General features: G+C 40.9%; 20 protein-coding genes and 1 riboswitch. Of the genes, 8 read left to right on the top strand and 12 right to left on the bottom strand.

Going from position 1 to position 21,352, the window contains the following annotated elements; genetic code table 11:
• Positions 1-2: 2 nt before the first annotated feature.
• The 6 genes from parC to mutY all read left to right on the top strand — a co-directional run bounded on the left by parC (position 3) and on the right by mutY (position 6,763).
• Positions 3-2,441 carry a DNA topoisomerase IV subunit A gene (gene parC, locus FD05_RS09125; RefSeq protein WP_020280237.1) on the top strand — a complete coding sequence of 813 codons (2,439 nt, stop codon included), beginning with the start codon at positions 3-5 and terminating at the stop codon, positions 2,439-2,441.
• 102 nt (positions 2,442-2,543) lie between these two features.
• On the top strand, positions 2,544-3,503 hold the full coding sequence (locus tag FD05_RS09120) for a LysR family transcriptional regulator (RefSeq protein WP_020280238.1): 960 nt from the start codon (positions 2,544-2,546) through the stop codon (positions 3,501-3,503).
• Positions 3,504-3,531: 28 nt separating this feature from the next.
• Positions 3,532-4,458, top strand: a complete 927-nt coding sequence (locus tag FD05_RS09115; protein WP_020280239.1) for a manganese-dependent inorganic pyrophosphatase — start codon at positions 3,532-3,534, stop codon at positions 4,456-4,458.
• A gap of 134 nt (positions 4,459-4,592) precedes the next feature.
• Positions 4,593-5,021, top strand: a complete 429-nt coding sequence (gene msrB / locus FD05_RS09110) for a peptide-methionine (R)-S-oxide reductase MsrB (protein WP_020280240.1) — start codon at positions 4,593-4,595, stop codon at positions 5,019-5,021.
• A 20-nt stretch (positions 5,022-5,041) separates the two neighbouring features.
• The gene (gene msrA / locus FD05_RS09105) at positions 5,042-5,560 is read left to right on the top strand and encodes a peptide-methionine (S)-S-oxide reductase MsrA (RefSeq protein WP_020280241.1); all 519 of its coding nucleotides are present in this window, start codon (positions 5,042-5,044) and stop codon (positions 5,558-5,560) included.
• Positions 5,561-5,647: 87 nt separating this feature from the next.
• Positions 5,648-6,763 (top strand): A/G-specific adenine glycosylase, encoded by a 1,116-nt coding sequence (gene mutY / locus FD05_RS09100; protein WP_020280243.1) that lies wholly within the window; start codon positions 5,648-5,650, stop codon positions 6,761-6,763.
• A 48-nt stretch (positions 6,764-6,811) separates the two neighbouring features.
• On the opposite strand, the gene xerS is transcribed toward mutY, so the two are convergent.
• Complete coding sequence (gene xerS / locus FD05_RS09095; RefSeq protein ID WP_020280244.1) at positions 6,812-7,909, bottom strand: tyrosine recombinase XerS; 1,098 nt, start codon at positions 7,907-7,909, stop codon at positions 6,812-6,814.
• A gap of 226 nt (positions 7,910-8,135) precedes the next feature.
• Here xerS and FD05_RS09090 point away from each other — a divergent pair, with 226 nt between their 5' ends.
• The gene (locus FD05_RS09090) at positions 8,136-8,978 is read left to right on the top strand and encodes a LicD family protein (protein WP_020280245.1); all 843 of its coding nucleotides are present in this window, start codon (positions 8,136-8,138) and stop codon (positions 8,976-8,978) included.
• Positions 8,979-9,151: 173 nt separating this feature from the next.
• Here FD05_RS09090 and FD05_RS09085 read toward each other — a convergent pair whose 3' ends face one another.
• The 9 genes from FD05_RS09085 to FD05_RS09045 form a co-directional block, all read right to left on the bottom strand.
• A complete protein-coding gene (locus FD05_RS09085; protein WP_020280246.1) occupies positions 9,152-9,571 on the bottom strand; it encodes a GNAT family N-acetyltransferase in 420 nt (139 codons plus the stop codon).
• Between the two features lie 34 nt (positions 9,572-9,605).
• Positions 9,606-10,133 (bottom strand): NUDIX domain-containing protein, encoded by a 528-nt coding sequence (locus FD05_RS09080; protein ID WP_020280247.1) that lies wholly within the window; start codon positions 10,131-10,133, stop codon positions 9,606-9,608.
• Positions 10,134-10,145: 12 nt separating this feature from the next.
• Positions 10,146-10,994: a dihydropteroate synthase gene (gene folP / locus FD05_RS09075; RefSeq protein WP_020280248.1), complete on the bottom strand. Its 849-nt coding sequence runs from the start codon at positions 10,992-10,994 to the stop codon at positions 10,146-10,148.
• On the bottom strand, positions 10,981-12,294 hold the full coding sequence (locus FD05_RS09070) for a bifunctional folylpolyglutamate synthase/dihydrofolate synthase (RefSeq protein WP_020280249.1): 1,314 nt from the start codon (positions 12,292-12,294) through the stop codon (positions 10,981-10,983). The genes folP and FD05_RS09070 overlap by 14 nt, the downstream gene beginning before the upstream one ends.
• Positions 12,295-12,303: 9 nt before the next feature.
• Positions 12,304-13,347 carry a GTP cyclohydrolase I FolE gene (folE, locus tag FD05_RS09065; protein ID WP_020280250.1) on the bottom strand — a complete coding sequence of 348 codons (1,044 nt, stop codon included), beginning with the start codon at positions 13,345-13,347 and terminating at the stop codon, positions 12,304-12,306.
• 2 nt (positions 13,348-13,349) lie between these two features.
• The gene (gene folB, locus FD05_RS09060) at positions 13,350-13,697 is read right to left on the bottom strand and encodes a dihydroneopterin aldolase (protein WP_020280251.1); all 348 of its coding nucleotides are present in this window, start codon (positions 13,695-13,697) and stop codon (positions 13,350-13,352) included.
• A 72-nt stretch (positions 13,698-13,769) separates the two neighbouring features.
• Entirely contained in the window at positions 13,770-14,300 is a 531-nt protein-coding gene (locus tag FD05_RS09055) for a folate family ECF transporter S component (protein WP_020280252.1), read from the bottom strand.
• 54 nt (positions 14,301-14,354) lie between these two features.
• A riboswitch (THF riboswitch) is annotated at positions 14,355-14,469 on the bottom strand.
• A 105-nt stretch (positions 14,470-14,574) separates the two neighbouring features.
• Entirely contained in the window at positions 14,575-15,447 is an 873-nt protein-coding gene (locus tag FD05_RS09050; protein ID WP_020280253.1) for a DegV family protein, read from the bottom strand.
• Between the two features lie 19 nt (positions 15,448-15,466).
• A complete protein-coding gene (locus FD05_RS09045) occupies positions 15,467-15,880 on the bottom strand; it encodes a MarR family winged helix-turn-helix transcriptional regulator (protein WP_020280254.1) in 414 nt (137 codons plus the stop codon).
• Between the two features lie 132 nt (positions 15,881-16,012).
• Here FD05_RS09045 and FD05_RS09040 point away from each other — a divergent pair, with 132 nt between their 5' ends.
• A complete protein-coding gene (locus FD05_RS09040; RefSeq protein ID WP_020280255.1) occupies positions 16,013-17,719 on the top strand; it encodes an NFACT RNA binding domain-containing protein in 1,707 nt (568 codons plus the stop codon).
• Positions 17,720-17,758: 39 nt separating this feature from the next.
• Here the strand turns inward: FD05_RS09040 and FD05_RS09035 are convergent, their stop codons facing one another.
• Together FD05_RS09035 and FD05_RS09030 are read right to left on the bottom strand one after the other, a co-directional pair.
• Entirely contained in the window at positions 17,759-20,260 is a 2,502-nt protein-coding gene (locus FD05_RS09035) for a carbamoyl phosphate synthase preATP-grasp domain-containing protein (protein ID WP_039932342.1), read from the bottom strand.
• A complete protein-coding gene (locus FD05_RS09030; protein ID WP_020280257.1) occupies positions 20,244-21,335 on the bottom strand; it encodes a carbamoyl phosphate synthase small subunit in 1,092 nt (363 codons plus the stop codon). Before FD05_RS09030 ends, FD05_RS09035 begins: the two co-directional genes overlap by 17 nt.
• Positions 21,336-21,352 lie beyond the last annotated feature (17 nt).

Raw genomic sequence — 21,352 nt, 5'->3', positions numbered from 1 at the left:
AGATGAGTAAAATTGAAAGTTTGACCCTTGAAGATGTGATGGGTGAACGATTCAGCAGATATTCCAAATCAATCATTCAAGAACGGGCATTACCTGACATTCGCGACGGTTTAAAACCGGTTCAACGACGAATTTTGTATGCGATGAACAAAGACGGCAACACCTACGACAAGGCATTCCGAAAGTCAGCCAAATCTGTAGGGAACGTCATGGGTAACTTTCATCCCCATGGTGACAGTTCAATCTATGAAGCGTTAAACCGAATGAGTCAGGATTGGAAAGTCCGAGAACCACTGATTGAAATGCATGGTAACAACGGTTCAATGGATGGCGATCCGCCTGCAGCTATGCGGTATACCGAAGCACGGTTGAGCAAAATTGCGACTGAAATGTTACGCGATATTGATAAAGACACGGTTGATTGGGTCCTCAATTTTGATGACACCGAGTATGAACCAACTGTGCTCCCAGCCAGATTTCCTAATTTATTAGTCAACGGTTCAACCGGTATTTCAGCAGGATATGCGACTGACATTCCACCTCATAATTTAGGTGAAGTGATCGATGCCATTCTTTATCTCATGAAGCATCCCGATGCAACTTTGGATGATTTAATGCAGTTTGTTAAAGGGCCGGATTTCCCAACCGGAGCAATTGTTCAAGGAATCGACGGCATCAAGAAGGCTTATGAAACCGGACATGGTAAGATTATTGTCCGTTCCAAGACCTCCATTGAACCCTTGAAGGGCAACAAGTCACAAATTGTCATCACGGAAATTCCATATGAAGTCAATAAAGCCCAATTAGTGAAGCGGATTGATGAAATTCGCTTAAATAAAAAGATTGAGGGTATCTCAGAAGTTCGTGATCAAAGTGATCGAAACGGTTTGAGTATCGTCATCGAACTTAAACGGGATGTTGACTCCAAAGGAATCTTGAATTACTTATTCAAGAACACTGACCTTCAGGTTTCGTACAACTTCAATATGGTGGCAATTTCTCATATGCGACCGGAACGCTTATCACTGAAGAAAATCCTAGTCGCTTATCTGGAATTTCAACAGGAAGTCATCGGAAAGCGGACGAAATTTAATTTGAAGAAGGCTCAGGACCGTCAGCATATTGTTGAAGGTCTGATTAAGGCGCTCTCAATCCTGGATGATGTGATCAAAACTATCCGAGCCAGCAAGAACCGTAAGGATGCCCGTGACAATTTAGTTAAAGAATACGGGTTCTCAGAGAAACAATCTGATGCCATCGTCGCCTTACAACTTTATCGATTGACGAACACTGACGTTACTGAACTAGAAACAGAGCATCAGCATCTTTCAGACGAAATTACCAAATATCATAAAATCCTGGATAGCCCCAAAGAACTCAACCGAGTTTTGGCTAGCGAGCTAAAAGCGATTTCAAAGAATTATCGCAATGCCCGCAGAACTGAAATTCAAGCCAAAGTTTCTGACATTAAAATTAATACCGATGTCTTGATTCCAGATGAAGATGTGGTCGTGATGGTTAGCCACGACGGCTATATCAAGCGCAGCAGTATCCGTTCATACAAGGCATCCACAACCGATACCGGCTTAAAGGATGAAGATTATCCAATTTTCATGGAGCAGTTAAATGCCCGTGATCATTTATTTATGTTTACCAACAAGGGTAATCTGATTTACCGGCCGGTCTTTGAACTTGCTGATGTGAAATGGAAAGATACCGGTGAGCATATTTCTCAGACAATTGGTTTGGATGCTGATGAAGAAATCATTGGTACTTATGCGTTCAATTCGCTGAAGGAAAAGGGCAATTTCCTGATTGCCACGGATCAAGGGCATGTTAAACAGACTGCTTTGGACGATATGAAACCAGGTCGAACTTATAAGAGTCATGCTTATACTTACGAGAAGCTCAAGAATGCAGATGAAAGAGTCGTTGCCATCCATTACCTGCCAAATCCAGAAGATGCTGGTCAGCTATTGCTGATTTCAAATCACGGTCTGGCATTACGATACGGCATTGACGAAGTACCAGTTAACGGCGGTCGAACTACTGGGGTGAAGTCAATTGCCTTACGTGGTGAAGATAAAGTTGCTAATCTGCAGCTGGTTAACGATCAGAGCGTCTTGGCAATTGTGACGCAACGGGGTGCCTTTAAGAAGTTGGCAATTAAAGAAGTTCCAGTTACTTCCCGAGCTCGAAAAGGCGTCATGATTTTGCGGGAACTTAAGAGCAATTCCCATCGGATTGTTGATTTCTGCACGATTGAAAGTGAAGATCAGCCACTTGAAGTACGGACTGATCATCGTAAGATTCATGATATTTTGCCAGCCGATTACTCATTGGGTGGCCGCTACTCAAACGGATCCTTTGTGATCGACGTGGATAGTGAAGGGACACCAGTTTCCATCAGGCCAAAGTTCGTCGACTTATCAATTGATTAAGTTTTTATCATATCAATTGATTGTATTAACAATAAGAATTATCATAATAGCAGTATCCTGTTAATTATTTAATGGTCGCACTGACCGATAAGGAGAGTCTGAATGAAAACCACTCAGGAAAATATCTTTGCATCTAAGACTTTATCGTATTTTCTCCAGTTGTCAGAAACAATGAACTATACGCAAGCCGCTCAAATCTTAGGGATCACGCAGCCAGCGTTGACCCAGCAGATTAAGAAGCTTGAAAAGACAATGGGAACTGAATTATTCTACTCAGTTGGTAAGAAACTGCGACTGACTGATGCAGGCGTGATCATGTTGAAGACCACACGGCAAATTTACGACCTGTTAAATGACGCCAATGACCAGATCCAACAGGCAACTAGTTCAACGACTGGTCAGATTAATCTGGGAATCCTGGCATCAATTGAAACCAAAGTTTTTGAAGACTTTGCATTAGCGTTGTACCAAGAAAATCCTGATTTGGAAGTCAATTTCCACATGTTGACCAGAAAAGAAATTTGGGAAAGCTTGGAGAACAACCGAATTGACCTGGCGATTATGTACCTGCCGGATGAATCGATCAAGAATTGGAAACCATACAGCTCCAAGAAGATCATTTCTGATGATCTGTTATTCATTCACCACAATCCAAGTTTGGCAAAACGCAAACGGGTTCGATTGAAGGATGTTAATGACCGACCTTGGGTGATGTATCCACAAGATTATTACTTGAACCAAACTTTACGGGAATCCTTTAAGAATCAGATGGTTGACTGGCCAAAGGTTGCTGCTCGTTACACCATGCCAGAACAAATTTTGAAGTTTGCCATCAACTCGCATACCAATACGGCATTACCAAAGTCATATATGTTAAACATCGACTTGAAGAAGTTAACTGACGATGACATTTGGGTGACTGAGTTGGATCCTAAAGTTAAATTTGACCTGAACTTCGTCTACCGTAAGCGCAAGAATGAAATTCCACGGATTGAACGATTCTTACAGAAGTTTGATGAGTTTCTTGCTAAAGAAGATTATTTAGCCCGTTTAGGGAAATAAATTATTAAAATAAAAGGAGATTGTTTAAATGAGTAAAGAATTAGTTTTCGGTCATCAAAGTCCTGATACAGATGCGATTGTTGCTGCTAAAGCATTTTCATATCTTCAAAATAAATTAGGTTATGATACAGAAGCTGTTGCTTTGGGTGAACCTAATTCAGAAACCGCATTTGTCCTTAATTATTTTGACGAACCAACACCACGAATTATCAAAACCGCTAAAAATGAAGTTGATTCAGTTATGTTGGTTGACCATAATGAATTTCAACAAAGTGTTAGTGATATCAAAGATTTAACGATCACTCACGTCGTTGATCACCATCGAATTTCCAACTTCCAAACTGACCAGCCACTGTATTACCGTGCTGAACCAGTTGGCTGCTGCAGTACAATCATCGTTAAGATGTTTGACGAAAACAAAGTTGAAATTCCTGCTCAATTAGCTGGTTTGATGTTATCAGCAATTATCTCAGATACTTTGCTGTTGAAGTCACCAACTACTACCGAAGAAGACAAAATTGCCGTTAAAACTTTGGCAGAAATTGCTGACATCGACTATGAAAAGTATGGTATCGAAATGCTTAAAGCCGGGACTAACGTTTCAGCAAAGAGCGACCAGGAATTGATCGATCAAGATGCCAAGTCATTCACCATGGGTGGCAAGAGCGTTCGAATTGATCAAATCAACGTCGTTGAATTCAGCGAAATCGACAAACGTCAAGACGACATCAAAAAAGCGATGAAGGCTGAAGCCGCAGACAAGGGCTATGATTTATTCCTTGTTCTCATTACGAATGTTTTGAACAGCGATTCTAAGATGATCGTTGTCGGCGAACCTGCCTCAGCTGTTGAAAAAGCCTTTAACAGTAAATTAGCAAATGATACATTATCATTGCCGGGAGTTGTTTCACGTAAGAAGCAAGTTGTCCCTCCATTGAATGATGCATTAGATTAATCCTTAAAACGCTGAGCGGCCTGACTAATCAATTCGATTTAGTTATGGCCGTTTTTGTTTACTTTGATCCAGACGCCCTCTATAATAAGAATAGTTGAATTGTACACAACCTATTATTGAAACGGAGGGCTCTTATGGACAAGCAAAACCTCAAAAATAAATTAACCCCAGAACAGTACGCTGTAACACAAAATAAAGCCACCGAAGCACCGTTTAGCGGTGAGTATGATGACTTTTACAAAGATGGCATTTATGTGGATGTTGTGAGCGGAGAGCCACTGTTTTCATCGACCGATAAATACGATGCCGGTTGTGGTTGGCCATCATTTACCAAACCAATTGATAAAGCCAATATCGATAATCACTTGGATATGTCGCACGGCATGATTCGAGAAGAAGTCCGCAGCAAAGAAGCCGGTTCTCATCTTGGACATGTATTTCCAGATGGCCCTAAGGAAGCTGGCGGTCATCGATTCTGCATTAATTCTGCCGCTTTAAAATTTATTCCAGTTGATGAATTGGATGCAAAGGGATACAGTAAATACAAACAATTATTTGAATAAATAAAATTGAGGTGCAATGAATGGAAGATACAGCAATTTTCGCAGGCGGATGTTTCTGGTGCATGGTTAAGCCATTCGACACGATTCCCGGCATTAACAAAGTCGTTTCCGGTTATACCGGCGGCCACGTTCCCAACCCAACTTATGAGCAGGTCGCAAGTCACACGACTGGCCATACCGAAGCAGTCAAAATTTTCTTCGATCCTGAAGTAATTAGTTACGACAAATTAGTCGAGATTTATTGGCATCAAACCGATCCCACGGATGCGATGGGTCAATTCCAAGATCGCGGCGATAACTATCGACCAGTAATTTTTGTTAAGGACGATGAACAAAGAAAGATTGCTGAAGCATCGAAGAAAGCCCTTGCTGAAAGTGAACAATTTGATAGTCCAATTGTGACTCAAATTGAAGATGCCAAACCATTTTATCCAGCTGAGGACGAACATCAAGAATTCTATAAGAAAAACCCATTACGTTATCAGATGGAAGAAATGGGTGGGCGAGAAAAGTTTATTAAGCAAAATTGGCAGCATTAATCGTGAGCCTCTGGCAGCAGGTAACCCAAATTTCTGGGTCAATCTTGCTGCTTTTTGGTTACAGGTAGTCGGAAAGGACGAACTCGGATGATTGAGTGGTCAGAAACAAAAATTAAAGCGTTCCAACAAACATTGCTCGACTGGTATGATCACAACAAGCGAACGCTTCCTTGGCGTCAGGACCACAATCCATATCATGTCTGGGTTTCAGAGATCATGTTACAGCAGACCCAGGTTCAAACGGTGATCCCATATTATTTACACTTCATGGAAGAATTTCCAACCGTCCAAGATTTGGCCGATGCACCAGAAGACAAGCTGATGAAAACTTGGGAGGGATTAGGATACTACTCACGAGCCCGGAATCTCCAAAAAGCTGCCCGCCAAGTTGTGACTGATTATCATGGCAAATGGCCATCTAACGCCCACGACCTTCAAGAGTTGAGTGGCATCGGGCCTTATACTGCCGGCGCAATTGCCAGTATCGCGTTTAACCAACCGGTCGCAGCAGTCGACGGCAATGCTTTTCGAGTCTTTGCCCGACTGCTTGAAATTAATGCCGACGTAGCTAAACCGCAAACCCGGAAAATATTTGAGAAGGTCATCAACAAAATCATTTCTAAAGATCGACCCGGTGATTTTAATCAGGCAATCATGGATTTGGGTGCCAGCTACATGACAGCAACAAATTTTGATTCCAGCCACTCACCAGTCAGGGCTTTTAATCAAGCATTTTTGGACGGAATTGAGGATCAATATCCGGTGAAAACCAAGAAGAAGCGGCCAGTGGTTCATGATTACTTTGGTTTAGTGATCCGATCAGATAACGGCTACTTATTTCAGAAGCGTCCATCAAGTGGGATTCTCGCTAATTTTTGGATGTTTCCATTGTTTGATCATCAGGACCTAACCGATGATCAAAGTCTTTCCAAGTCTGCGCTGATCCAAATTGTTGAGGCCAAAATGCAAAGCGATTATCAACTTCCAATTAAACTCAGTCAGGTGCTTGATAAACCAGTCACCCACACATTTACTCATCAACAGTGGAAAATTACCCTGCTGGAAGGCCGTCTACCAGAGAATGTGGATCTCAGTTATTTTCCAGGGAAATGGATCCAGCCAGCAGTTTTTGACGAAATGACATTTTCAAAAGTACAATCCAAATTGTGGTCAGCTTATCAAAAAAGACCATCTATATCATGAATAAACGCATCCAGTGAATGTTGCCATTCAGAGGATGCGTTTTTTAAGTTACTCTGATTTATCCTGTTGATGCAATCCATTCAAGGCCTGCCGTTGCTTGGTGTCAATGATGTGAGTATACAAACCGGTTGCATTGGTTGAACTTTGGCCTAACTGAGTCGCCACCAAATGCTCATTATTGGTTTCTAAATATAACTTTGAAGCCAAAGTATGTCGCAGTTTATGCGGTGTGACCCGAACATGGTTGAAAGCCTGGGAGTATTTGGCCACTAGCAGCTCTACAGTGGCAGTTGAAATGCGTCTTGGAGCAGTTGCCCCTTTCGTCAAAAAGAGGGCAGGGGTGTCCTTACTTGCCGAATAACGCTGCTTACGAATCTTCAAATAATCGGCTAAGTAGGTTAAGACCCAACCAGCAATCGGGACCGAATCGCGTTTACCGCCTTTGCGTCGGACCGTAATTGTCGCTTTATTAATATTTAAGTCCTTCAAGTTGGCATTGGTGAGTTCGGACACTCGAATCCCGGTTCCCAACATTAAAGCATTGATGGCAGTATCGCGCTCGCGATCACGTCGATATAACGCAAGAGTTCGTTTGTTTGTGAGCGCTTTTGGGTAATCATTTTTGATAAACTCGACATATTTCATATCACTATCACCAAGCATCAACTGGTCTTTAATGTTATTGGCGCGGGTCTGGTAGGTTTCGCTGTCAGACACCAATGAAATTTTTTTCATCACATTTCGATAAAAATAAGGTTCGCCATCTGCGGTTTCAGTTTCCTCAGTCAGATACCGGAACAAGGCTGAGAGTGCATTGAGTGAACGATTGACAGTTCGGTGGGAAATCGATCCTTGGGGATTGTTGGCAGTTTGTTTGCCGCGATTGAGCAGATAGGACTTATAGAGCTCCATATCCTGTTTTTTGAAATGTTCAAGACTCGAAAGTGGGATGTCTTTAACTTGGGAGACTTTGACAATACCAACAGCAATCACCCAACTCAAGAAGCGATGAAACTCGTTCAAATATTGGTATAGCGTGGCAGGGGATAATGGGACCGTTGATTTGTCTAAGTAATATTCGTTGATGTAATCGGGCAATTTCTGCACCAGCTGTTCATTGTGGTGAATATATTGGGAAGAATTCATTTTTTTAACTCCTTAGTAACCTGGATAAAAACCGGTATTTTGGTGGGGCTTATTTACTTTTAGACTTATAACTTAATAAAATCTGTATTTTATTAAGTTAAGTATAGCATAAAAAGGCATATTAATTGACCCGCTGTTTGATCTGATTAATATTAGTAGTTGAACAATCCAACACAAAAGAGGTTTAGATATGAGATTGAAATTTTGATTGAGGAGGTCATGAGTTATGCTTGATTTACAATTAATTCACAAAATTCAGCTAGGTATCCTGGCAAACGTCGCAGAAATCAATTCTCGGCATCATTTAGAATACTTTCTAACCGGTGGTTCAGCAATTGGTGCTGTCCGCCACCACGGATTTATTCCATGGGATGACGATATCGACATTGGACTACCGCGAACTGACTTCGAAAAGTTTCTGCAATTTGCACCAGCGGAACTGTCAGACCGGGGATACTTCGTTGAGGAAAACCGCCTTGATCCACAATATGAATATGATTTTGCCAAAGTGATGGCCAATGGCACAGAAATTTTAGAACATGGTCGTGAACTGACAAAAGCTAAGAATGGCATCTTCATTGACGTATTCCCATTTGACAGAATGCCCAAGAAACAACTTCAGCAACAACGTCAGCAAGAAAAGTTAACGGATCTGCTGGCAGAAATTCGGAAACGATTTTATCCGGATCTTTATCAAGAAAGCATCAGTCAATCCAAATATGCAGATTATAACTTAAGTGAGCTGTATGACATTCGTTTGAGCACCATGACGCAATATAATGGTCATCCAGACTTATCATTAATTAACATGTCATCACCATATCAATATGGTAAAGAATTAATCAAACCAGATGAAATTCATCATGTAAAAACCATGAAATTTGAAAATTTACAGGTACCGGTGCTAGCAGATTATGACGCATACTTAACGAGATTATACGGCGACTATATGAAATTACCACCGCTTGATAAACGCATTCAGCGTCACGTTTTAAAAGTAAAGGTGGATAGTTATCAAACGAACACTCAAGTTGAATCTGGGAATGATCTGGAAGAAGCCGTCAGTTAATTATTCACCAAATTAATGCACAAAAGAATCAGTTGTCATTGCCGAGAGTGTTGGCTTTGAGAACTGATTCTTTTTTGATTTTACACTACTTCGTATAATATATATTATGTAAAGTAGAAAGCGAATAATCCAATTCGGTTAAAATGATGGCTCCCTCTTTGAATTGATCGGCTTTAAATAATTTTGTTAAAACGAACGATGTCGTCGCGCTTTACAAACTTCTGTCGCAGCCAAAATTGTTCACCAGCTTGATTATCACGCATCACCATAACGTATACTTTTTGAATGCCAACTTGTTTTAACTGATCAATGACGAGATCAACCAATTTAGTGCCAAGACCTTGCCGTTGTACTTTAGGATCCACGGCCAGATGATAAATTGTACCGCGCCGGCCATCCGTTGCACCAAGAATACTGCCAACTATTTGCTGATTAGTATTTTCGACGACATAGCAAAAGTCAGGATTAAAGCTGATCAACCGGCTGATTTCTTTAAAACTGTCATCCGGATCCCTTAAATTCATCCCAGGTATCCGTTGCCAGAGTTGATACGCGTTTGGATAATCTTCGAGCCGCATCTTGCGAATTTTCATATTATTTTCGATAACGATCGCCTTCTTCCATTAGTTAGTCGTCCAAGTAAAAGTATGGCTGAAATTCAGCTGGAGCATCCTTCCCCGAAAGTCGAAACACTGGTAACTCTGGGGTTGCTGGAAGTGTATCGGCAAGCGGCAAAGCGTACCGGAAATCAATATGCTGATGTGCCATTTCATCTTTCAAAGGATTAGCTGGAATGTCAATCAAATTAAGATCAATTAACTTGCCCAAAGGTCCGTCAGCAGTATATCCGGTCTCTTCATGAAATTCACGAACCGCACAGTTCACTGGTAGTTCATTGGGCTCTACATGACCTGCCGGCAATAAAATTGTGTGCAAATATGGATGCCGGATAAAATACCCAAGATGGTCATTAATGACAAATGCACTGGCAGATAAATGAATCAAAGATTTTCGATTTCGAAGTCCTTCTTGGTGATCATTGATTAAGGATTCCAATGATTCGAGTTTCTCGTGGCTAATCCAGGGATAGTCAGTTGATTCAAGCTTTTGAATATCCTGAATTATCTTGGATATAAAGTTCATGCCATTAATCATTCTAAATCACCCTCACAATTGATCTTTGAAGATTTTATAGGTTTCAATCATCTCATGAGTTTCTTTGACATCATGCACCCGCAGAATTCGACCACCCAATTGAGTCATAAATGTTTCAAATAGGATTGTCGGAACAAGTCGATCCTCTAATTTTGCGTCAAATAATCGTTTAGCAAAACTTTTCCGAGAAATGGCCACCATGACCGGTGTGTTAAAGCTGATTAAATGTTTCGTGGCTTTCATCTTGATTAAGTCAAACTCCAACGTATTGGAGGTCGAAAAACCAATTCCGGGATCAATGACAATTTCAGTTTTGGCCAACCCAGCCTTCTCTAAATGAGCGATCGAGTCAGTGAAAAAATGATCCATCGTTTGATTTAATGTCTCGGGTTGTTCGTCAAAGTTTCGCCCATTGAACATCGTCACCACTGACGGGTGATATTTCGCAATTAAATTCAACTTTACTTCAGAATTAAACCCATCAATATCATTAATAATTTGAATTCCAGATTTTAAAGCTTCTTCAATGACAGCGTTGGTATTCGAATCAATTGCCAAAACAATCTTGGGAAAGCGCTGCTGAATGGCCGTTAAATACGGTTTAACCCTACCCCATTCCTCAGCGGGACTAATGTCGTCAAAATGAGGTTTGGAGGATTTTCCACCTAGCTCGAATACTTTGGCACCCAGCTCCTGCTCAGTTTCAATCCGCTGCAGGACTTGGTCAATACTATCGTTCACGCCGCCATCAAAAAATGAATCGGGGGTCAGATTTAAAATGGAATAAATTAAGGGTTCTTGAGTGACATCAAAATCAAATCCACGACCGGAAAAATGTTGTTCACTGTTATTCATGATCATTACTCCTATCTTTAATAAACCTTCGAATTGGGTTAAGCAGGTAAAATGAACCCACAACCAGGATAATTGTGTCCGGCTGATGCCGAAATTCCGTCATTGTGTGGGTTAAAGCGGTGATTGGCTCAGCATATGTTGGATATTCGATTCCGCTATTCTCGGCGAATACTGTTTGAAGTGTTTGCTCCGATAATGCACGTTTGGCGTTATCAGGACGGGTCAACCGAAAACTGGCATCATCAATTTGGGTTAACAATTTTACACAATCACGATAGTCCTTATCCTTCAAGAAGCCCGTGACAATCACTTTATGCTGATGCTTTAAATTGACACTCACTGTATCAACGAAAGCAGAGATTGCATCAAGATTATGGGCACCGTCCACAATAATTTTCGGTGATGAAGAAATCATTTCGAACCGTCCAGGAACTTGAAGCTGACCGAGTGAATCAGTCAAAAGTCGATCAAGATTAATCGATAATTGTTGTTTCTGAACAAAATCGATTAACCAAGTAACGACTGTTGAGACATTTTCAACCTGGTAAGTCCCTTGAAGTCCAAACTTGAAGTGGCCTTCAAATGATTCTTGATGAAACTGAATCGTTTGTGAGGGCAGACCAGCGTCAACTTCGCGTATTTTTATGGTACCGGCATCCAACAACTTGGCGTGTTTTATTCGGGCTTCCTCAGCCAAAACGTCAAATGCTGCGGGTCGCTGATCTGGTGCGACAATCGTTGTATTGTCTTCTCGAATGATCTTAGACTTAGTAGTGGCAATTTCTTCAATGTTGTTCCCAAGAATGCCAATATGATCCAAACCAATTTTAGTAAAAATCGAATACATAGTCGTTGTAACGGCATTTGTAGCATCTAACTCGCCGCCAAGCCCGCATTCAAGAACCACATAATCAACGTGTTGATCTGAAAAATACATCATAGCAGCAACAAATTCTGCTTCAAATTCAGATAAAGTTTGACCAGCAAATTTGTCGGAAGACATGATCTGTTCAAGCCGCGACAAAAGTGCTTGGCGAGTGACTGATGAGATATTCCTTTGGTTAATTTGGATTCCATTCGTCACATCACCAATGAACGGACTGGTAAACAAGCCGACCCGAAATTGGAGCTTCTGTAAAATCGACCCAATCATCATCGCAGTGGAACCTTTTCCATTGGTCCCACAGACATGAATAATTGAAAAATTGGTATCTGGATGCCCAAGCTCAGATAAAACTTCTTTTAAAAGTTTAATCCGGTCACCTTGATCGTATAGAAATCCTGTAAATTCGGTTGTTTGGCTCATTTGAACCTCCTAAATTGACTGCAAGAATTCCTGACGAAGCGAGGGATCCTGTTCGAACACCCCAGAAAACTTGGTTGTTCGCGTGACCGAACCGGTCTTCTTGACACCACGCATTTCAACACACATATGGCGGGCGTCAACAACGACAGCTACCCCCTGCGGGCTCAAAATCTTGTCCATTTGCGACAAAACATCATCGGTAATCTTTTCCTGCAAGCTTAACTTGTGTGATACAAAATCAACTAGCCGCGGAATCTTGCTCAAGCCAATAATTTTACCGTCTTTTGGCAGATAACCGACATTGACAGTGCCCCAAAATGGCATCATGTGGTGTTCACACATGGAATAAAATGGAATCGATTTGATCATAATCATCTTTGAATCCTTGATTGGCTCATCAAAAAGTTTGTAGTCTTGAAAATCCTCAATACCAATGGAAGAAAATATTTCTCCATACATTCTGGCAACCCGGTCAGGAGTTTCTTTGAGTCCGGACCGATCGGGATCCTCCCCAATCGTGGTCAACAGTTTCCTGATAGATGTCTTGATTGAATCATCAAAAGAATCCGCAGAATTAATTTTGTGAATTTCTTGATCCTTATCCGGAAATTGAGAGATGGTCTGATTAATTTTGGAAAATTGAGGTAAGGATTCATCCATAATCTCTTGAATTGGCATTAACACAAATAAGCGGTTAAAGGCTTCTGGGTGTGGAATCGTCAATCTTTGATTTTGTATCTTCTGATTGCCAAAGAAAATAATATCAATGTCCAGTGTGCGAGGGCCCCAATGAATTGTCCTGGTTCGCTGAAGCTCGCTTTCAATGTCGTGAATTTTTTGCAGCAACTCCTCGGGTTGATAACGTGTTGCGATCTTCACAGCAGTATTCAAAAATGCGCGCTGTTCCACGCCACCCACTGGCGAAGTTTCATAAAAATGAGCAACCTTATCAACCAAAATACCTGAATCATTTCCAAGCATGGAAATCGCCTGATGAAGGTATCGCTCACGGTTACCAATATTACTACCTAAACTCAAATAAACATCTTCCATGATCAACCCTCCATTTGTATTTCAACATCGTCAAATGCGCCATCAATCGGTGTTGACTGTTTCTTAATCTTGACTTGGACGGTCGCAATCCGAGAATCAAGTCGCTTGATCCTTGAAATGATTGTTTCGGCCAAGGTTTCAACAAGATCCGCGTGGCTGGACGTGACGATATCCTCAATTGCTGGATAGAAGTCGGCATAAGAAACCGTCGTCTTCAAGTCATCATTTGCCGGTTGGGCATTAACCTTAACCGTCAAATCAATTTGAAGATTTTGGCCAACAACTTTTTCCTCCTTCAAAACACCAATGTGACTATGAAATTTCATGTTATGAATGCGAATCAAATACATGTCCTGGCTCTCCTCTCAACTGCAATACAAAAAGCGGCCCACTATACGCATCAGCAAGTGTGTCGCATTAAATTATTTGAATAATTTGTTTTGAATATTTTGTAACGTTTGCGAATTCAAAACATAGTAGATAATTGCCATCTGAATTGGTGTCATGACAACTTCTTTAATCATTCGAATGGGTAAATATGCTAAAAATGGTGTCTTGTATAAGATCGTTAACCAATACGTGTTCAGAATGGCGTTCACGAATACGGCAATAATCAATTGAGCGATAATCACACGTTTCCAGGTAATTTCCTTACCATAAAAGAAGTAGCCATAAATAGCAGCCCCTAAAATCGCTGAAAGCGTGAATCCTGGGAAATAAACATTGCCAGAAACTAATGTGCCAATGATATCAGCCAAAGCGGCAATTGATGAGGACCATAATGGCCCATATAATAAACCAGCAATTGCTGTGACCACAAATCCAAAGCTCAACCGCCATGTCTGAACCCCAACTGTGAACCGGCCAAGAATCAATAGCAGTGACATAAAGATCCCTAACACAACAATATCGACGACCCGAAGCTTACGAAAACCTAATGACAATGACTTCATGATGCAGCATCTCCTTAAAAGGAGCTCACCATTATTTAGCGGAAATCTAAATAGCATAGTGAATGCGGAAACAATACCGCAAAGGACTGACAAGTCGTAGTCAGCCGTTTTTCGTTCGAAGTTCACATTCCGTTCCTTCGACACTTAACGCATTGAATCCTACCCCATATTTAATTTATGTAACTATTAAAGTCTATCACATGGATTAAAAAATGCAATCGCTTAGTTCGTGTTTTGCTGAACAATAGGCGACTGCATATTAAAATAGTTCATATTAGATATTATCTAAATCAAAGTCTCTAAGCCAGGCAAGTGCTAATGCCTTGTCGCCTAAATGCGTCCCAATGGTCGGTCCAAAATAACTTTGTTCAATCTTCATATCTGGATAAAGTTCGTGAATTTTATTTGCCCATTCGTTACCGGCTTTCGGGTCATTGGCATTGATCACTAATGCCCGGAGCGGATAATCAACTTTGTGTTGAACGTCAGCAAAAATTTCTTCGACGCGCTTCAAAGCTTTTTTCCGGGATCGAATCTTTTCGAAAGCCACAATTTCGTTGCTCTTATCATCAAAAGTCAGCAAAGGTTTAATCTTCAACACCCCACCAATAAAAGCAGAAGCATTTGAAAGTCGGCCGCCACGGACCAAATTTTGCAAATCATCAACAACAAAAACTTCATCAATTGTCTGTCGAAGACCATCAAGATATGTAATGATTTGTTCGGGTGTCCGGCCAAGACTAGCCATTTTGCTTGCCTGAATGGCCATATATCCCATTAATTTGACAGTAATTTTCGAATCATACGGAATCACTTTAATGCTGTCAATTGTGGGGGCAATCTGGGTTAAGGCGCTATAAAATCCTGAAATGGTACTGGCAAGGTGAATGCTGATCACGGTGTCATAACCTTTTGCTGCCAAGGAGTTGTAAAGGTCAATCATTTCACCAATCGGTGGCTGTGAAGTACTTGGAAAGGCTTGGGAATTCTTTAATTTATCATAGAATTCTTCTGTGGTAAGATCGACACCCTCTTTGTATTCCCGACCATCAATAATGACAGGAATCGGCACTTCGGTAATATGATATTTTGCTTGTTCTTCCTTGGTCAAATACGCCGTGCTATCGGTCACGATCGCAATTTTCATTAAATTCACCTGCTCATAATTAAATTCTATCCAAACTCTTTTCAAGACGATTAATCAATATCTTTAAGAGGTTTTTCTCTTCATCTGTCCAATGGTTGAATACCCGATCTGTCAGCTGTTGAATTTCATCTTGGACATATTCACTGGCATGGGTTCCTTTATCGGTTACTCTATAGATGAGTTGTCGCTTGTCACGTCCAACCGCCGTTTTATCAATCATTTCTTTTTCCAATAACCGCTTTAATTGTCGGGATAACGTGGAAATATCAAGTTGAGTACTCTCAGACAACAACTCCTGAGTTGTATTGCCAGCAATCAATTGATTTAACAATTTCCATTCCGAGATTGTTAAATTCATTGCCTTGGTAATCTTGAATATTTGGGACCGATGATTTTTGGCAGCGGAATTAAGTGCCACAAGAATATCCTTCATGATGAAAAGACCTCCGAAAAATTAGTATACGCTATTTGATTATTACATACAAATAACATGTGTCTTCCTTAGCATCAGTAAGGAAAGTGCGCTATACTAGTACATGCTACTTATACGAAAGTGAGTGATAAGATGTCATTTGATGGTTCTTTTACCCATTCTATGAAAAATGAATTAACTGATCTGCTGCAAACCGGCAGAATCAGCAAAATTAATCAACCCTATCCAAATGAGCTCATATTAACCATTCGAGCTCACGGAAAAAACCGGCAGCTTCTGCTATCTGCCAACCCTACTTATGCCCGGGTACAGATTACGAAGGTTCCCTATGTAAATCCGAATGTCCCAACGAACTTTACAATGATTATGCGCAAGCATTTAAGTGGTGGGATTCTGAGTGATGTTTCTCAACAAGAAAACGATCGGGTGCTGACGTTTACCTTCACTGCACGCAATGAACTTGGTGATCAAACCAAATTAGATCTGATTGTTGAGATTATGGCCCGACACAGTAATATCATCTTGGTGGACCAAGCCACAGGAAAAATTATTGATGCAATCAAACATGTGGGCTCGGATGTCAACCGATACCGTTTATTACTTCCTGGTGCAACCTATATTAAACCGCCAAAACAAGATCTGGAAAATCCATTTAAAATCACAGATTTTTCCAATATCAAACAATTAATCAAAGATTTCCCTAACGTCGATATGTTGGCGGATAATTTAAGAAAAAGCATTCAAGGACTCGGCAATGACACGTCTTTGGCACTTGCAACTAATTTGCATAAAGACGAAAATGTTGAGACTAATTTTAAGAATTTCTTCCAAAGATTTGACGTCCCAGAGCCAACCTTTAGCCATGTTGCAGGTAACAAGATTAATTTTACCGCATTTCCGTACCCAGGTACAACTAAAAATAAGACTTTCTCAACTTTAAGTGAACTACTTGATGGTTTTTACGCCAGTAAAGCTCAGCGAGACCGCGTTCGCGAACAAGGCGCGGTATTAATCCAAGTCGTCAAAAAACAATTAAAGAAAAATCGTAATAAACTCAAAAAGCTCCAACGAGATATGAAGGAAACTGAAAATGCGGACGACTATCGGGTCAAGGGTGAGATCCTGACCACCTATCTCAATAAGGTTCAACGTGGGATGACTTCAATTGAATTGCCAAATTATTATGATGAAGACAAGTTGATTAACATCCAGCTTTCAAATCAACAATCACCTTCTCAGAATGCGCAACGCTACTTTAAGAAATATCAAAAGCTAAAAAACGCCGTCAAATATGTCGGTGAACAAATCAAACTGACGGAACAAGAAATCGAGTATTTCGAAAATATCCAATCACAAATCGAGTTGGCCGATCCACAAGATTTGGTAGATATTCGTTATGAGTTGGAGCAGGGACATTACCTGCGAGATCATGAACAAAATAAAAAGAAGAAAAATAAGCGTCAAAAGATTAACAAACCCGAGCAGTTTGTTTCTTCCGATGGTACCGAAATCTTAGTCGGAAAAAATAATTTGCAGAACGAAAAGCTGACCATGCACACTGCCGATAAGCGGGAAACTTGGTTACACACCAAGAATATTCCAGGATCACATGTCATTATCCGGAGTTTTGATCCTTCTGAGGAAACCTTGGCAGAAGCTGCAAATTTAGCCGCCTACTACTCCAAAGCACAGGAGTCTTCCAAAGTTCAAGTTGACTACACCAAGGTCAAAAATATTCGTAAACCAAATGGAACTAAACCTGGCTACGTTATTTATGATAACCAAACCACCTTGTTTGTCACACCAGACGAGGATTTAGTTGATAAAATGAAAAAATAAAGCATTTCGACAAAAGTCGAAATGCTTTTTTGAATAATATTATTCAAAGTTTTTAAATGAAAGCGACGAACCAACTTCCTGCTTAGTCGTCCCTTCCGAGCGACCAGATTGGAGCTCTTTGAACGGAAAATGGGCAGTCATAATTGATGATCGTTTATGTTCGGTTGGCTTGAGATCTTCTCGCAAGTCATCCATATCCAGTTTTCCAAGATATTTTTTTACCAGAACATTAACCCAATTAATACCAGTCGTTTTAGTTAAGAAGGCCGTCTCAGTAATTCGAACTGGTCGAATCCCGGTCATCTCGTATTCAGAATTACCAGTTGTATTATACAAGACCTGGACTAAGCCTTGCCATTCTTGAGTATCAACATTCGTTGAAGCGTCAGCGATTAGTTTGGCTTCGTCAGTCTGCCAGTTATCCATCGGCTCTTTATAATCATTAATGAATCGAAGATCGGTACGCTGATCTTTACCAACGAAGGAAATTGTTGTGACCGGTAATACCTCGTCACCTTCAATAAACAGATCGACAGCAGTCGTCGCATACTTTTGATTGTATGTGGCAACTTTCTGATCTGGCGGCAATACAATAATATTTAAATTCTTGAACTGCTTTAACTGTTTGGATAAATAATGACGGTTGCCTGGTAAAATGACGACATCCGGCTTCTCAATATCCACAATGTTCAAAATATTTCCAAGTTGAATCGGTTCAATATATTGTTTATCACTCAATTGAGGTGTCAGGGAAACCGCGTTTGGATTGGTATTCATAATAATGGTTTTATAACCAGATTTGTGAAGTGCCCGCAAAATTTGGGATGTGTAATAATCAGCGGCCGAATTAGGGCCCAACTGATTACCACCCCGTCCAATAACTAAAGCGCTCTTGTCAGTAAATGGGTGGCTTTCATTCTCAAGTTCATAACTACTGTAGAAGATATTTGTAGATTCCAAGAATTCACCAGCACTGGGCTCGATGGCTTTGTAAGTCACGTGATTATGATAGTTTTCATTCATTTGCTGAATTTTAGAAATATTGACTTTCCATAACTCAGCCAGCATACCATCACCAAAACCATACTTGTGGCCAATCTCAATGGATTGTGGTGACATCGGATTGTTGACTACGAAATCTTGTGCTCTCAACAATTGATTCAATTTATAGAAATAAAAACGGTCGATTTGAGTCAATTCAGAGAGTTCATCGATGGAGAACCCCCGATGAAGGGCTTCCATTAAAATTAATATTCGACTGGCCAATGGATGAATTAACTGATTAATCACATCATCATCGTCAACGGTTGAGACACTGGGTAAAATATCCCGCGGTGAGAACTGGGAGCTGTGCATTGATTTGATAATTGCTTCCTCAACTGTCCGACCAATCCCAATCGTCGACCCAACTGATTTCATCAATGTATTCAAATGTTGGTCAACGTCAGTGATATCTCTAAATGGCCATAACGGAATTTTGACGACTACGTGATCCATTGTTGGCTCCATAAACGCCAAAAACTTGCTGTATTTGCTTGGTAACTTGATTTCGGTAAGATTATACCCAAGTTCCAGAAAACTTGAGACGTAGGTTAAGGGGTACCCTGTCGCCTTCGCAGCCAAAATGGTGTTACGTGTGAAGAATGGACTAACCTTAGTCACAAAATAATTTGAATCAGTCCTTGATTGAGCAAACTGAACATGACAGGTTCCCGTCACATTGAGGGCATCCATAATTCGGAAAGTGGCGCTTCGAAGCGCCTGGTATTCCTCATTAATGAGCGTTTGAGTTGGAGCAAAAATGATTGAATCTCCAGAGTGAATTCCAATTGGATCCATATCCTCCATACCGGAGATTAAAATCTTATTTCCACTGGCATCGCGAATTCCAACCATTTCAATTTCTTTGTAGCCAACGATGCTTTGTTCAATTGAACAACGTTTGATATACGTCCGTTTAAAACTAACATCTAAGGCGTCTTCCAATTCATCGGTGTTATTGCAGATGAAACGGCTAGTATCATGGCTTGATGACATAGGCTTCACAATTACTGGAAAGCCAACTTCTCTGACAAAGTCCATTGCTTCATCGTCATCGGCAACAATCTTTGAAGCAATCACTTTTTCATTGATTTCTGTTAATGTATCACGAAGTTTTTGATTGTCCATAACTTTCCGCAGATCGGCAGGTTTAATCCCAAGCAACGAAATATTGTTCGATGCCAAGACACCACTTTCAGCTAGCTGCCAAGCAATTTGCATGCCATTGAGCCCACCAGTTGTTGCCATAATGGCATCAGGATTTTCTTTATCAATGATATTAACAACGTTTTGAAAATTAACTTCTTGAACATAAACGTTAGCTGGTTGGATTTCTTCTGTGGTGACAGAAAAAGCATTGTTATCCAAATAAATAATCTTGGCCCCAGTTTTCTTTAAAGCCATGAGTCGTTCAAAAGCAGCAGCATCCAGTTCATTTTCATGACCAATGTTAGTGGGACCGCCGCCGAGTAAAAGTACTTTTTTAATATCTATCGTCATTGCTGTCCCTTCTTCTTGCCATGATTTCAACAAAGTCATCAAAGAGGCCAACGCTGTCTTTAGGCCCCGGCGCGCCATCTGGTGAAAACTGGACAGAAAATGCCGGATAATCTCGGTGACGTAATCCCTGAACAGTGCCGTTTACCAAATCGACATGGGTAATGAACAGCTGAGCGTGATCAATCGATTTGGGATCAACCGCATAGCCTTGTTCTTGACCTGAGAAAAAGATTTCGTTGGTAATAATTTCACGGATTGGATGATTACTACCGTGGTGTTCAACGGTTAATTTGGAAATTTTCGCACCATTTGCCAAAGCAAATAATTCATGGCCTAACCCAATTGCAAACAATGGCGCTTGCGACTGAACTTCTGTGATCATGTCCAGTACAGAAGTTGGGAGATTTTCTGGTGATCCAGGGCCAGTTGATAAGACAATGCCATCTGGATCCAGATCCAGGATTTGAGCTGCAGAAAAGTTCCAGGGCACAACGGTGACGTTACAGTCTCGGTGGGACAATTCTCTCAAGATACCACTTTTTAAACCAAAGTCGACCACGACCACGTTTGCGCCTTCATCAGGATTGGGAAATGGCTTCGGAGTGGCAACTTGGGCAACTTGCTGATTGGTTAGAACGGTGGCATGCAGCTGATCAAATGCATGATCATCAGCAACATCCACGATGCTAGCCTTCATGTTGCCCCGTTTCTGTAAATGGTGCCGAATTTCTCTGGTATCGACATCGTAGATCCCAGGAATTTTATGTTGTTTTAAATATCGATCCAAAGAAATCCGCTTAAAGTGGTCAGTTGCCAGGTTTTCGTACTCCCTGACAATGACCCCTTTTGCGGACGGCAAAATGGACTCGTACGCATTCTGGTCGAGTCCGGTATTTCCAATGGATGATTGGGTGAAAACAATGATTTGGTTATGGTAAATCTGATTGGAGATAATTTCTTGATAACCATTCATAGTTGAATTGGCAACAATTTCACCGGTAGTTGTCGCCAGCGATCCGAATGCTTTTCCAGCATAAGCGGACCCATCTTCTAAAATTAAATATCTTTCCGTCATGCTGACTCCTCGCAATA

Source organism: Lentilactobacillus otakiensis DSM 19908 = JCM 15040, from assembly GCF_001434145.1.
Taxonomy (GTDB): Bacteria; Bacillota; Bacilli; order Lactobacillales; family Lactobacillaceae; genus Lentilactobacillus; species Lentilactobacillus otakiensis.
This window is presented reverse-complemented; position numbering and strand designations above follow the sequence as displayed.

Bases quoted from the DNA above. Each gene is read 5' to 3' on its own strand.
- parC (WP_020280237.1), top strand. From the start codon at position 3: ATGAGTAAAATTGAAAGTTTGACCCTTGAAGATGTGATGGGTGAACGA.
- FD05_RS09120 (WP_020280238.1), top strand. From the start codon at position 2,544: ATGAAAACCACTCAGGAAAATATCTTTGCATCTAAGACTTTATCGTAT.
- FD05_RS09115 (WP_020280239.1), top strand. From the start codon at position 3,532: ATGAGTAAAGAATTAGTTTTCGGTCATCAAAGTCCTGATACAGATGCG.
- msrB (WP_020280240.1), top strand. From the start codon at position 4,593: ATGGACAAGCAAAACCTCAAAAATAAATTAACCCCAGAACAGTACGCT.
- msrA (WP_020280241.1), top strand. From the start codon at position 5,042: ATGGAAGATACAGCAATTTTCGCAGGCGGATGTTTCTGGTGCATGGTT.
- mutY (WP_020280243.1), top strand. From the start codon at position 5,648: ATGATTGAGTGGTCAGAAACAAAAATTAAAGCGTTCCAACAAACATTG.
- xerS (WP_020280244.1), bottom strand. From the start codon at position 7,909: ATGAATTCTTCCCAATATATTCACCACAATGAACAGCTGGTGCAGAAA.
- FD05_RS09090 (WP_020280245.1), top strand. From the start codon at position 8,136: ATGCTTGATTTACAATTAATTCACAAAATTCAGCTAGGTATCCTGGCA.
- FD05_RS09085 (WP_020280246.1), bottom strand. From the start codon at position 9,571: ATGAAAATTCGCAAGATGCGGCTCGAAGATTATCCAAACGCGTATCAA.
- FD05_RS09080 (WP_020280247.1), bottom strand. From the start codon at position 10,133: ATGATTAATGGCATGAACTTTATATCCAAGATAATTCAGGATATTCAA.
- folP (WP_020280248.1), bottom strand. From the start codon at position 10,994: ATGATCATGAATAACAGTGAACAACATTTTTCCGGTCGTGGATTTGAT.
- FD05_RS09070 (WP_020280249.1), bottom strand. From the start codon at position 12,294: ATGAGCCAAACAACCGAATTTACAGGATTTCTATACGATCAAGGTGAC.
- folE (WP_020280250.1), bottom strand. From the start codon at position 13,347: ATGGAAGATGTTTATTTGAGTTTAGGTAGTAATATTGGTAACCGTGAG.
- folB (WP_020280251.1), bottom strand. From the start codon at position 13,697: ATGTATTTGATTCGCATTCATAACATGAAATTTCATAGTCACATTGGT.
- FD05_RS09055 (WP_020280252.1), bottom strand. From the start codon at position 14,300: ATGAAGTCATTGTCATTAGGTTTTCGTAAGCTTCGGGTCGTCGATATT.
- FD05_RS09050 (WP_020280253.1), bottom strand. From the start codon at position 15,447: ATGAAAATTGCGATCGTGACCGATAGCACGGCGTATTTGACCAAGGAA.
- FD05_RS09045 (WP_020280254.1), bottom strand. From the start codon at position 15,880: ATGAAGGATATTCTTGTGGCACTTAATTCCGCTGCCAAAAATCATCGG.
- FD05_RS09040 (WP_020280255.1), top strand. From the start codon at position 16,013: ATGTCATTTGATGGTTCTTTTACCCATTCTATGAAAAATGAATTAACT.
- FD05_RS09035 (WP_039932342.1), bottom strand. From the start codon at position 20,260: ATGACGATAGATATTAAAAAAGTACTTTTACTCGGCGGCGGTCCCACT.
- FD05_RS09030 (WP_020280257.1), bottom strand. From the start codon at position 21,335: ATGACGGAAAGATATTTAATTTTAGAAGATGGGTCCGCTTATGCTGGA.